This window comes from Flectobacillus rivi (assembly GCF_030056655.1).
Classification (GTDB): domain Bacteria; phylum Bacteroidota; class Bacteroidia; order Cytophagales; family Spirosomataceae; genus Flectobacillus; species Flectobacillus rivi.
Map to the genome: position 1 here is coordinate 27348 of NZ_JASHIE010000006.1, position 13186 is coordinate 40533.

Annotated in this window: 8 protein-coding genes; 5 read left to right on the plus strand and 3 right to left on the minus strand. The window is 38.1% G+C overall.

The window, feature by feature from the left end; genetic code table 11:
• Window positions 1–92: 92 nt before the first annotated feature.
• Together purL and QM481_RS09730 are read right to left on the minus strand one after the other, a co-directional pair.
• Complete coding sequence (gene purL / locus QM481_RS09725) at window positions 93–3782, minus strand: phosphoribosylformylglycinamidine synthase (protein WP_283381605.1); 3690 nt, start codon at window positions 3780–3782, stop codon at window positions 93–95.
• Window positions 3783–3970: 188 nt separating this feature from the next.
• Window positions 3971–5536, minus strand: a complete 1566-nt coding sequence (locus QM481_RS09730; protein WP_283381606.1) for an alpha-L-arabinofuranosidase C-terminal domain-containing protein — start codon at window positions 5534–5536, stop codon at window positions 3971–3973.
• A 185-nt stretch (window positions 5537–5721) separates the two neighbouring features.
• On the opposite strand from QM481_RS09730, the gene QM481_RS09735 reads away from it, so the two are divergent.
• Both QM481_RS09735 and QM481_RS09740 read left to right on the plus strand, forming a co-directional pair.
• The gene (locus QM481_RS09735; protein WP_283326519.1) at window positions 5722–6618 is read left to right on the plus strand and encodes a helix-turn-helix domain-containing protein; all 897 of its coding nucleotides are present in this window, start codon (window positions 5722–5724) and stop codon (window positions 6616–6618) included.
• A 192-nt stretch (window positions 6619–6810) separates the two neighbouring features.
• Window positions 6811–8010, plus strand: coding sequence for an MFS transporter (locus QM481_RS09740; RefSeq protein ID WP_283381607.1), 1200 nt, complete (start codon window positions 6811–6813; stop codon window positions 8008–8010).
• Window positions 8011–8409: 399 nt separating this feature from the next.
• Here the strand turns inward: QM481_RS09740 and QM481_RS09745 are convergent, their stop codons facing one another.
• Complete coding sequence (locus QM481_RS09745) at window positions 8410–10068, minus strand: alpha-L-fucosidase (protein ID WP_283381608.1); 1659 nt, start codon at window positions 10066–10068, stop codon at window positions 8410–8412.
• Window positions 10069–10323: 255 nt separating this feature from the next.
• Here QM481_RS09745 and QM481_RS09750 point away from each other — a divergent pair, with 255 nt between their 5' ends.
• From QM481_RS09750 to QM481_RS09760, 3 genes are all read left to right on the plus strand, one after another.
• Entirely contained in the window at window positions 10324–11199 is an 876-nt protein-coding gene (locus tag QM481_RS09750; RefSeq protein ID WP_283381609.1) for a helix-turn-helix domain-containing protein, read from the plus strand.
• A gap of 70 nt (window positions 11200–11269) precedes the next feature.
• Entirely contained in the window at window positions 11270–11749 is a 480-nt protein-coding gene (locus QM481_RS09755; RefSeq protein ID WP_283381610.1) for a hypothetical protein, read from the plus strand.
• 251 nt (window positions 11750–12000) lie between these two features.
• Window positions 12001–13167, plus strand: a complete 1167-nt coding sequence (locus QM481_RS09760) for a dipeptidase (protein WP_283381611.1) — start codon at window positions 12001–12003, stop codon at window positions 13165–13167.
• The last annotated feature ends 19 nt before the right edge of the window (window positions 13168–13186 follow it).

Here is a 13186-nt window from a genome sequence, read left to right on the forward strand (position 1 = left end):
AAAGAAAAAGCAAAAGCCTAAGACTTGCGCTAGTGGTCCAAGAGGATATAAAAAAAGGAAGCCCGAAAGCTTCCTTTTTCAATTTAGTATCTCTACTTATTCTTCTCCTCAATCCAAAGTCTTGCGTTTACAAAAGCTTCTAACCAAGGACTTACTTCGTCGTTTTTGCGGTTGGCTGGGTAGTTTGCCCAGTTCCAAGGGAAAGTTGAACGCTCGATGTGCGGCATGGTTACCAAGTGACGACCTGTTGAGTCGCACATCATTGCTGTATTGTAATCCGAGTCATTTGGATTAGCAGGATACTCAGCATAACCATATTTACCAACAATGTGATAACGTTCTTCGCCATAAGGCAATACAAACTTACCTTCTCCATGCGATACCCAGACACCCAAAGTAGTTCCTTCTAAGGTAGAAAGCATTACCGAGTTGTTTTGCTGGATAGTTACCGATGTAAAGATACTTTCGTGCTTATGTGATTTGTTATGGTGCATTTTACCATGCGTATCATGGTCTGGATTGATTAATTCCAATTCCATAAACAACTGACATCCGTTACAAATACCTACCGAAAGGGTATCTTCACGTTCGAAGAATTTCTTGATGGCAGCATTAGCTTTTTCGTTATACAAGAATGCTCCAGCCCAACCTTTTGCCGAACCTAAAACATCTGAGTTTGAGAAACCACCCACTGCACCAATAAACTGAATATCTTCTAATGTCTCACGACCAGCGATAAGGTCAGTCATGTGAACGTCTTTTACATCAAAGCCTGCCAAATACATCGCATTCGCCATTTCACGCTCTGAGTTTGAGCCTTTTTCACGAATAATCGCTGCTTTCGGACGAGTTGAAATCGCACGGTGGTCAGTTAATTTTCCTGTGAACTGTGAAGGGAATGTGTATGCCAACGGTTGGTTTTTGTAGTTGGTATAGCGGTCTAAAGCCGTTCCGTTTTTAGATTGTTTTGAATCTAAAAGGAATGAAGTTTTGTACCAAACATCTCTTAATTCAGCTACTGAGAAATCAAATGACGTATCATTATTTTTTACAGAAACTGTATTTCCTTCTACTACCTCACCGATTTTAACGATAGAGATATTGTTTGCTGCAAAAACTGATTCAACCGAAGCATCTGCTTGGAATACCAAGGCAATGTTTTCGTTGAACAAAGCTTTTACTGTATCGCTTTCACCTAAACCTGACAAGTCAAAGTTGGCGCCAAGGTTTACATCTGCGAAACACATTTCTAATAAAGTCGTAATCAAACCACCGCTACCGATGTCGTGACCTGCCTCGATTTTACCTGCTTTGATTAAGTTTTGGAAAGTATCAAATGCCGTTTTGAAATAGGCAGCATCTTGAATCGTTGGAACTTCGGTGCCTACTTTATTCAAAATTTGAGCAAATGAGCTACCGCCTAATTTGAAACTATCTTTCGATAAATTCAAATAGTAAATAGCACCTCCATTACGTTGTAAAACTGGCTCAACTACTTTGTTGATGTCCGAACAATGAGCACCTGCCGAGATAATTACTGTACCTGGGGCGATTACTTCATCGTTTGGATATTTTTGCTTCATAGAAAGGGAATCTTTTCCTGTCGGAATATTGATTCCTAATTCAATCGCAAAGTCTGAACAAGCTTTTACCGCTTCATATAAACGTGCATCTTCACCTGCATTTTTACAAGCCCACATCCAGTTGGCTGACAATGAAACCGATTTTAAACCGTCTTTCAATGGTGCAAAAACGATGTTTGACAATGCTTCAGCGATAGCGGTACGAGAACCCGCTGCTGGGTCAACGATAGCTGCTACTGGCGAGTGTCCCACCGAAGTGGCGATACCATCTTTTCCTTTGAAATCCAAGGCCATTACGCCAACGTTGTTCAAAGGCAATTGCAATGGACCAGCGCATTGTTGTTTGGCAACACGTCCGCCCACACAACGGTCAACTTTATTGGTCAACCAATCTTTACAAGCTACAGCTTCTAACTGTAATACTTGATTCAAATAGGTTGGAATTTCTGTTTCAGCATAAGACAAACCTGCGTAATTTCGCTCAATGGTTTTGTCTTCCATCACAATTTTAGGCGAGCTTCCGAACATTTCCGAAATCGCAAAATCCATTGGTTTTGCACCTGTAGATTTTGATTGGAAAGTAAAACGGTTGTTACCTGTAATATCACCTACCGTGTACATTGGTGAGCGCTCACGCTCTGCTACACGTTGAAGGGTTGCTATATCTTTTTCACCAATCACCAAGCCCATACGTTCTTGTGATTCGTTACCGATAATTTCTTTTGCTGAAAGCGTTGGGTCACCAACTGGCAATTTGTCTAAATCAATCAAACCGCCTGTTTCTTCTACCAATTCCGACAAACAGTTAAGGTGTCCACCAGCACCGTGGTCGTGGATAGAAACGATTGGGTTTTCGTCAGATTCTACCAAGCCTCTGATAGCGTTGGCAGCACGTTTTTGCATTTCTGGGTTTGAACGTTGAATCGCATTTAATTCAATACCTGAACCAAATGCGCCTGTGTCAGCAGATGATACCGCTGCACCACCCATACCAATACGGTAGTTTTCACCACCCAATACCACTACTTTATCGCCAACCGATGGCTTTTGTTTTTTGGCTTGACTTTCTTTGCCATAACCAATACCACCAGCCAACATGATTACTTTATCGAAACCTAATTTGCGAGCCTCTTCTTCGTGTTCAAACGTCAAAACAGAACCCGTAATCAAAGGTTGACCAAACTTGTTACCAAAATCAGAAGCACCGTTAGACGCTTTGATTAAGATATCCATAGGTGTTTGATATAACCAGTCACGTTCGTTCATACCCTTTTCCCAAGCACGTGATTCTTCTAAGCGAGAGTACGAAGTCATATAAACCGCAGTACCTGCCAAAGGCAATGAACCTTGTCCACCAGCCAAACGGTCACGAATTTCGCCACCCGAACCTGTTGCTGCACCGTTGAATGGCTCAACTGTCGTTGGGAAGTTGTGAGTTTCTGCTTTTACCGAAATAACAGAATCGAATTCTTTTTCGTCGTAAAAGTCAGGTTTGTCAGCAGATTTTGGAGCAAATTGAGTAACGCGAGGACCTTTGATAAAAGCAACGTTGTCTTTATAAGCAGAAACGATATCGTTTGGATTCGTTTCGGAAGTTTTCTTGATGAGCTTGAAAAGAGAGCTTGGTTTTTCTTCACCGTCGATGATAAAAGTACCGTTGAAGATTTTGTGACGACAGTGTTCAGAGTTTACCTGAGAGAAACCAAACACTTCAGAATCTGTCAATTTGCGACCTAATTTTTCTGAAAGACCATTCAGATAGTCGATTTCTTCCTGACTTAATGCAAGTCCTTCTTGTTTGTTGTAGGCTGCAATATCGTCGATTTCGAGGATAGGTTCAGGCTGAATTTTTATCGTGTAAATAGCTTGGTTTAAGCTTGTGTACTTTTGCGATAACATTGGGTCGAAGTCCGTAAAATCTTCGGCTACCTGAGCAAACTCCTCAATACGGATAATTCCCTGAATACCCATGTTTTGGGTAATTTCCACAGCATTGGTACTCCATGGAGTAATCATAGCGGCACGTGGACCTACAAAAACCGCCTCTAACGAAGCATCCTCTTGATTGATGACAGTGAAACGATGGTCTCTTGAACTGTTGAAAAGCCACACTAGTTTTTGAATATCTTCCTCTGCGATAGCAGATTGAGCTTGGACAGCAAAAACATTACCAGAGTGACTTCCGAAGAAATGAATCATGATGATAGCAAATTGATAGTTGATTGTGCCTAATTCGGTAATTTTGAGTCAGAAAAATTACATAAAACAGCCGAATTACTTAAGAAAGTGCAAATTTAGGGTTTTTAAAACTGAATCCCTAAGAAAATCTATAGATTAGGCAATACCGAACGTATTGCCTTTCTGGGTAAAAACAAATACTGCATTATTTACCTAAATCTCAAGAGTGTGATAGAGGCAGGAGCTAGGGTAATACTTGAAATACTGTTATCGATATTTTGATGCTGATAGCTTACAACATTCTGAGAAGGTTTTTCAAGCGTATTGGCTGCCGTGTATGAAGTAGCAGTAAGCTCATGTTTCTCGAAGATTTTCAAGCTTTTGGCTACAGGGAAATCAATTTCTGTTTCCACTGCCAGCTCAGGATGACGGTTTACAATAGCGAGCGTTAGCGTTTTAGTATCTTCATCATAGCTCGCAGAGGTGTCCAATATCCCAAGGTTTTCAGCGCCCGATTGTTCCAATGCTGGACTTTCGACTTCAGTTGTAATACTTGTTCCTTTGCAATATTTACGATAAAGTTCGAGTGGATAGAAAACAGTTTGACAGATAGATTCTTTTTCATTGGTCATGATTGGTGCTAGTACATTGACGGTTTGCGCCCAAGTAGCCATGCCCACAATATCTGCTTGACGTTGGAATATATTCAGAAAGCCTGCAACCCCTAAGGCATGAAACCATTGATAGGTTACTTCAAGATTATAAGCACCTTTTCCCTCATTTTCCCAAATCCCCCATTCGTCTAAGGCAATTTTTAATGCCTTTTTACGAGGAGGAAAACGATACCAACGATTAAAATTTTCTACTTTTTCGGGTGCTAAATCATGAATCTGTTTTTTGGTAGCGACTATTTCTTTTTCAAAAGTAGCAATATGAGCAAAGAGCGATGCAGGTTGACCTTTCTTAGAATTAGCGTAATAATGCAAAGAAATATAATCAGCAATAGGATGGAGTTCTTTAAGAAGAATTTCGTTCCATTTGGTATCTCCACCCGCCAAAACTAGAGAAATGCTTGGGTCTTGTAACTTCATTAATTTGGCATATTGCCAAGCAATTTCTACATATTTATTGGGGTCTTGCAGACGTCCAGTATCTGGTACAGCACTTTCCTCATTTCCCAATCCCCAATATTTTACCTTGTGAGCTTGAGGATAACCATGTTTTTTACGAAGACTTGCAAACGATGTATTTCCAGAACCATTACAGTATTCGACCCAGTTGGAGGCTTCTTCTGGTGTACCAGTATTCATATTGACCACCAAAAATGGGTCAGTTTTGAGCGTCCGACAATAATCGATAAACTCATTAGTACCAAATTGGTTGCTTTCTTCGCCACCCCAAATGAGGTTTGGTCGAACAGGACGCAAATTTTTGGGACCTATACCGTCTTGCCAATGGTAAATTTTAGTAACAGTACCTCCTGGAAATCTCAAAAGGGGTGTTTGTAGTCTTTTGATTTTTTCTAAAACATCTTTTCTTACTTGACTAGTCTTAGCATCTACGACTCCACCTGTGATGGCTCGACCTAGATATTCGATGAATTGTCCATAAATTTCAGGTTCTATTTTACCGATTGGTTTTTCAAAATTGACATGAACTTTGGCTTTAACTGTTTTAGCAAAAGGCGTTCCTTGGTAAATAGAAGAGGGAAGCAGGCTCGCTAATGCTAAACTGCTGGATTGACGCAAAAAGGTACGACGGTTGGGAGATTGCATAAATGTTTAGATAGAAAATGAGTGAATACCGTAAAAGAGTCTATTTCTGTTCTGAGAAACGGACCTGATAAAATTAAAGATTAAATTCTAAAGAACTGACTGTATTGAGGAACTTGTTCTTGAAAAAATACATTTTGTACAAATAGACACAAAAGTGAATAGTTTGAATTTTATAATTTATTGATATGAAAGTAACGGAGAATTTACAAGAATTTTATCAGAGACTAGAGATTCAACCAAGGGAATCTATTAGTCATAATACGCCTCATATCAATGTTTTTGAAAGAGGAGATTGTAAAAATCTATTGCCATATTCTCGTAGAGATTATTATAAAGTAACGCTTGTAATAGGAGAGGGTCGTGTTGAATATGCTGACAAAACGATATATATCGATAAGCCAGCACTTTTGTTTAGTAATCCTACATTGCCCTATTATTGGCAATCAATATCTGATTTACAACAAGGTTGGTTTTGTATTTTTAATGAAGCCTTTATTCATCAACGAGACAATTTGTTGACAGAGCTGCCTATGTTTCAAATGAATACCGAAAAAGTATATTTTATTGATGAAAAAAGTGTTGGGGAAATATTAGACTTATTTCAAAAAATGAAATGCGAAAGTTTGGGTAACTATGCTTATAAACAGGATATTATGCGAAATTATTTGCATTTGATTGTTCATTATGCTTTAAAGTCCTTTAATCAATCCCAACAAGAAGTTCCTGTAAATGCGAATGCTCGTATTACTCAACAATTTTTTGATGTATTGGAAAGTCAATTTCCTATTGATTCTATGCAAAATCAATTGCAGTTGACCACCGCAAAAGACTTTGCCGATACATTGAACCTGCATGTTAATCATTTGAATCGTGCAGTAAAAACTATTACAGGAAAAACCACAACTGAGCATATTGCCCACAGGATTGTGTTGGAAGCCAATCAATTATTGACTTATACCGATTGGGCTATTGCCGAAATAGCTTATTGCTTGGGATTTGAATATCCTGCTTACTTCAACAATTTTTATAGAAAAGCTACAGGGAACAAACCAAAAGAGTTAAGAAAACTAGAACTTGTTTGAATTTTATAATTTCTTGTTTGAATCTTCTTTTGTAGCCTTCTTTTTGTCCTATAATTTTGAATTAAAATTAGTAGTGAACAGTGATAAGGCACATAGGCACAAAGTGAAAAGTTCTGTTTATTGGAAAAGCGCTTAGTAAATAATCACTTCATACACTTTGTGCCTGTTTACTTTGTCCCTTAAAATAAGATCATGAAAGCGGTTCAGGAAAAAAATAGAGTTATTGCTACTTTGTTAGCATTTGCAGTAATACCGATGTCGGGTTTGGCAACGGATATTTACTTGCCTTCGATGCCCTATATGGCAAAATATTTTGGTCAGGCAGAAAACAGTATTCAACTGACACTATCCCTTTATTTGGGGAGCTATGCTATTGCACAGTTTTTTGTAGGAAGTATTCTCGATGCTTTCGGGCGTTATAAGTTGTCGACACTATCGTTGTTTTTGTTTATGGTATCTTTTTGGATAACTGCCATAAGTACAGATATATACATGATTTATGCAATGCGTGTGGTACAAGGAATTCTCTCAGCTTTTGCGATTGTTGCCAAGCGAGCTTTTTTTGTAGACGTATATGAGGGCGAAGAAAGAAGACAATATTTGAGTCTGATGACCATCGTGTGGTCGGCTGGTCCGATTGTGGCACCTTTCATTGGGGGCTACTTACAAGAACATTTTGGCTGGCAATCTAATTTCTACCTATTGGCAGTATATAGCGGTGTGATAGGAGTGTTAGAGTTTTTGTTTTCGGGAGAAACTATTCGTAAAAAGACAGCCTTCAATGGTCGTAATTTGCTAGGTAATTTTAAGGAAATGATAGCAACTCCTGATTTCTTTTTAGGTCTGTTAGTTGTGGGACTTAGTTACGGAATGATTTTTCTTTTCAACCTAAGTGCACCTTTTATCATTGAGCATCAGTTGGGATATACTCCTGTGACTGTTGGATATGCTTCCTTGATTATGGGAATAGCATGGATGTTGGGAGGTTTTTTGGGACGTGCTTTGATGAATAAACCATTTTTACCCAAAATACAATTAGCAAGTTTGTTACAAACTACCTTGATTTTGGCGATGTATATTTCTTCGCAATGGCTGCAAAACCTTTACACTCTGCTTGTGTTTGCCTTTTTTATACACTTAGCGGCTGGCTTTACCTTTAACAATTACTTTACGTATTGTCTGAGTCGTTTTCCTAAAATTGCGGGCGTTTCGGGTGGATTTACTGGAGGAGTCGCCTTTATTCTGACTTCGGGTTTGAGTTATGGTGTCGTAAATATGCTACATCCTGCTACTCAACCAGACTTAGCTTTAGGCTATTTTTCGATGGGAACTTTTGTGATGTTGTTGCTCACAACGGTTAGAATCGGAAAATTACATCCATCGGTTTCATAACTCAAAATGAAAGGGTAAAATAGAGTCATTCTTAATTGAGTGATTGAGCGCATGAGTGATTATTTTAAATATGAATTTTACTAGTAGAGACGCAATGCTTTGCGTCTGAAAAGGTGTTATTCTGAAATATAGGATCAAAAACATGAGCCATCCCGAATTTTAAGATTCTCCAAGGTTTCATCAAAAAAGCGGTCGGAAAATATTTTCCGACCGCTTTTTGATGAAACCTTCCCAGATTTTACCCTGCTTGAGACGCAATCATTGCGTCTCTACTGCTATCTGTGGTAATATCCTCCTGATTATGAGTGTAATCCAATAACTGATATACTTTTAACTTCTTTTTACTTGAATTTACAAAGAGGATTATAATTCGTTGTTTTAATATTGAATTTCTATTTACTAAGAAATTTTCAAGACATTCGCGTAGCTATCTACTGGCTTGTTTTCTGGAAATTGGATATGCAAGCCATCTGAAAGTCTTTCGAAACTCAAAGCCTGATTTTGATTTCCTAAAAACTCAACTTTATTGATGGTTTGTGCATGTAAAGGGCTATTTTGAGCTAAGCTTTTGATAACCACTTTTCCATTTGAAGGCCAATCCATTACCGTAGCAAAAAGCGTATTTCCCAAAGTATTGAAGCGAATATCTTCAGCAGTATATTTCGTTTTACCTTCATTGAAACCTTGTGCGTTTAGTTTGGCTTCGTTTTGAGTAGAAGGACCTTCGCCGTAGATTTTCCATGGTCTTGTTCCATAAATACTACCACTGTTGACGGCCATCCAACGCCCGATTTCTTCTACAATTTTACGTTCTTTTTCATCAATGCTTCCATCGCCACGTACGGGTACGTTGAGCAAATAATTTCCATTTTTGCTAACAATATCTACCAAAGCATGAATGACAGATTTAGCTGATTTATAGCCATCTCGATTATAAACGCCACGATCATAGTGCCAGCTTCCGATACAGGTATCCGTCTGCCAAACAAAAGGTTGAATGTCACTAGCTTGTCCACGTTCGATATCCCAAACCATGGCTTTACGCTCGTTTTCATCCAAGATTTTACCATTAATAACAGCTCTTAACTCTCCATGACGCTTGATACTCATGTTGTAATGATGGGCTGCGATGCGCAATCCCGCATCACTAATTGGCCAAAATGGAAGTTTGGTATCATCAAAATACAACAAATCAGGGTCATATTTATTGATGAGGTCAATGGTTCGATTTACGAACTTTTCAATATATTCTTTTGATGGTCTGTTGGCCCCATTTTCCCATTCCCATTGTTTGTGAATCGCTCCATTCTGAAGACTATTCTCGCTAAGGTCATGATTTTGAGCATAAAGATCTTGTGGGTCAAGACCTTCCCACCACTGTCCTTTTCCATCAGATTTACGCAGTTTTCCGTCGTAAGGAACTCCCGCTAATGCGCCATTTTTATCACTTCTTTGTGCAGATTCGTACCAGCGCCAAGCATGACTTGCATGGATACTTACGCCAAAAGGAAGATTGTTGGCTTTGGCAGCTTTTGCCCAGCCAGCGATAATATCCTTCTTAGGACCCATTTTGGTAGAGTTCCATTGGCTTTGATATTTACTGTCGTACATATCAAAATTGTCATGGTGATTGGCCATACCAATAAAATATTTCGCTCCTGTATTTTTGTAAAGCGTCACCAACTCATCTGGATTCCATTTTTCGGCTTTCCATTCATGAATAATATCTTTGAACCCAAACTTAGACGGGTGCCCAAATTTTTCTACATGATATTTATATTGCCAGTCGCCCTCTTGATACATCCCTCTGGCATACCAATCGCCTGCCTCCGCCTGACATTGGGGACCCCAGTGCGCCCACATACCAAATTTGGCATCTTGAAACCACTTTGGAACCTGATATTGCTCTAAAGAAGCCCAATCAGGTGTAAATCTTCCAGTGGCGATTTTTTCACCTCCTGAAAAATTTGCAAAAGAATTTTGTGCAAAAGTCGGCTTCGCCAAGCTAAGAGCTGAAAAGCCTAAACCAAGTTGTTTTAAAAGCGCTCGTCTTTTCATAGTTTATCAAAATACATTGAATTGATAAAGCAAAATTAAATGCCAAGGACAGTTTAGTTCTTATATAAATCAGCGATTTTATTATACAAATCAGACTTTTTTGAGGTATATATATCCATTTTTTAGATAAAACTACATAGAAAAGGTTATGAAAAATCTTTATTTTATCTAGTATTGAATCTTAAATGATTGTTTTTTTAGTGAAAAAGATGGCTATCGCTTTATTAGATTAATTTATACAAATCAGACTTATTTATGGGAAGTTTTTCAAGTAATCAACTCTTTTCATTGCTGCATGTAGACTATGTGAAACTTGGAATAAAATGGAATTACAAAACCGTGATTAGTCCCTATTATAGACTATATTTTATCGATGAAGGAAAAGGAAAAATTACAAGCCCGCTAGGTGTGGTCGATTTGGAAGCGGGTTATTTGTATCTCATTCCAAGTTTTACGGTATGTGATTTAAGTTGTGATGAATATCTGAGCCAGTATTTTGTTCAATTTTTTGAAGAATCAGGCAATGGATTGTCCTTATTTGCCAATCAGCGAAAAGTAATGAGAGTAAGTGCCAACGAAGGTGATATTTTCAATTTTAAGCGATTACTAGAAATAAATCCTGGCAGAGGAATCAACCGTTCTGACAACCCCAAGGTGTATGAGAAAGATATTTACTACAAAGAATATCAAGATTTAAACCATCAACAATCATTGTCTTGCCATTTCGAAACGCAGGGAATTTTATATCAATTAATTGCAAAATTCTTGAATAAAGAGCCTGATTTAGAGAGAAATACTTCTGATATTCCGTCTAAAATAATGGAGTCGATAAGTTATATTCAGCTTAATATGTCTCAAAAAATATCAGTAAACCTGCTGGCGTCCAGAGCCAATATGCACGTTGATTATTTTTCGCGATTGTTCCTTCAAGCAACAGGTTTGCGCCCTATTTCCTATATTCTTGATAAACGAATTGAGCGGGCACAGTACCTAATGATTACAGGGTATTTGTCTTTTGATGAAATTGCCTCACAAACTGGTTTTGAAAGTGTTTCTTATTTTTCAAGAGTATTTAAGTCTATTACAGGCATGACCCCTGGACAATATAAAAATAGAAGGCTAAGTGTTTGATTTTTAGGCTTAAATGTGCAACATTTAAGTAGAAATAGCATCTCTAAAAAAACTTAAACTTATTCAAGCTATGAAAATAATACTATATGGATTAATCTCTATCTTTTCATTGGTAGCTCCCGCTATTGGCGGTCATAAAATAACCCAACAAGAAGCAACAAGAATTTTGGGAGAATCCTGTGAGCTTTCCGAAAGTTCAAGTGCATCAAAGAATGGTGGTCATGAATACAAATGTAAGTTTTTGACCAAGTCAAGTACAGTAGATAACCCACAAAAGGCCTTATATTTTATGTTTGATAGCTATGAAAATGAAGCTGAGGCGATCAAACTATATTCAGAATTCCAGAAAAGCAACCAACAGCAAAGTGGGTATGAGACATTGAGCGGCGTAGGAGAGGAAGCATTTTTTCATAGTGATGGCAAAAATTTTTGTCTCATTATCGCAAGAAAAAAGAATGAAATGATTCGACTCAAAGTAAATAAATTTTCAGAAAAAACTTCTATAGCTGAACTCAAGGCTGTTGCAAATGATATTATTAATCGAATCTAAATGGAATAAATATGAAAGCACTAAGGAGCATAGCTACAATATCTTAGTGCTTTCTTTTTTTGTATTAACCAGTTTTTCGGGGTCAAAAAATCTCCGATGATGGCGCTATAGATTATGTATGTCGAAAAAAAGTAGTTTCCTTCCAAGTTACACTCACATTTGAGCAACATCCTTGTCTAAGTGTTTGTCAAAATAATCAATCGATAGCTTTTATCGAGTTAATTATTGCTAACAATTCAGACAATCAAATCATGAAACAAACCCGAAACGCTTTTACAAGAAGACATTTTTTGACAGCTATCTCTGGTATAGGTGGTATTATGTTATTCAAACCTTTACGTTCATTTGCCATCGATGAAACAGATCCTCGTATAGTCGCTATCGTCAATAAAACTATTGCGATAGACACGCATAATCACATAGACGTTCCTCTCAAAAAAGAGGAGTTGCCTGGTCCTGAGGTAGCGCTAAAACAGGAAATGAAAAAATCAGGGCTTTCTGCTATCTGTATGACTTTTGCGGTAGACTACCAAAAACTTACCTACGAAGGAGAAGCCTACGAGCGTTTTATGAATGGGTTGGATGCTATGGATAAAATGTTGGAAAGCAATCAGATTAAGAGAGCATACAACCTTTCAGACCTTAAGAAAGCACACAAGGCTGGTACTCCAACAGTAATTCAATCGGTAGAAGGAGGGCATTTTTTAGAAGGTAAAATAGAACGCTTAGGCGTAGCTTATCAACGAGGACTAAGACAATTAGGACTTCTACACGACAATGATGCCTCAGTGCCCTTGGGCGATATCTATACTAATCCTCCTAAATTTAATGGATTGTCGGATTTTGGAAAGGAAGTTGTCAAAGAATGCAATAGATTAGGGATTTTGATTGATTTAACGCATTGTAGCGATGCTGCCATTAACGATGCTCACAAACTTTCGAGCAAACCTATGGTTGTATCACACACGAGTTTGAATACACAATTGGGTCAAAATCCTAGTATAGCGAAAATGATGATGCCACGTTTGATTAGTCAAGAGCAAGCCAGAATTGTGGCTAATGCAGGAGGTTTAATTGGAGTTTGGCGACATTTAACGGACTCGCCAATGGCGTATGCACAAAATATCAAGGCAATGGTAGAGGTCGTTGGAGTTGACCATGTGTGTTTGGGAACAGATACCAAATTGACTCCCGCCTATCGTTCTCCCAATGCTAACCAAAATCGTCAGAATAATAGTAACAATCAGTCAAAACGTTTTGGCGAACGTACCAATGAAATCTGGGAATCTCAGCATTCGGGGTATTTCTATACCGTAGTAGTAGAATTATTAAAACTCGGCTTGACAGAACCCGAAATTATCAAGATAGGAGGAGCAAATTTTTGTAAAGTTTTTGATGAAGTAACAAAAGGACATTGATTGTTACAAACCTAAAAGA

What these genes read in the sequence shown, in the direction of transcription:
- purL (WP_283381605.1), bottom strand. Translation starts at nt 3,782, where the DNA reads ATGATTCATTTCTTCGGAAGTCACTCTGGTAATGTTTTTGCTGTCCAA.
- QM481_RS09730 (WP_283381606.1), bottom strand. Translation starts at nt 5,536, where the DNA reads ATGCAATCTCCCAACCGTCGTACCTTTTTGCGTCAATCCAGCAGTTTA.
- QM481_RS09735 (WP_283326519.1), top strand. Translation starts at nt 5,722, where the DNA reads ATGAAAGTAACGGAGAATTTACAAGAATTTTATCAGAGACTAGAGATT.
- QM481_RS09740 (WP_283381607.1), top strand. Translation starts at nt 6,811, where the DNA reads ATGAAAGCGGTTCAGGAAAAAAATAGAGTTATTGCTACTTTGTTAGCA.
- QM481_RS09745 (WP_283381608.1), bottom strand. Translation starts at nt 10,068, where the DNA reads ATGAAAAGACGAGCGCTTTTAAAACAACTTGGTTTAGGCTTTTCAGCT.
- QM481_RS09750 (WP_283381609.1), top strand. Translation starts at nt 10,324, where the DNA reads ATGGGAAGTTTTTCAAGTAATCAACTCTTTTCATTGCTGCATGTAGAC.
- QM481_RS09755 (WP_283381610.1), top strand. Translation starts at nt 11,270, where the DNA reads ATGAAAATAATACTATATGGATTAATCTCTATCTTTTCATTGGTAGCT.
- QM481_RS09760 (WP_283381611.1), top strand. Translation starts at nt 12,001, where the DNA reads ATGAAACAAACCCGAAACGCTTTTACAAGAAGACATTTTTTGACAGCT.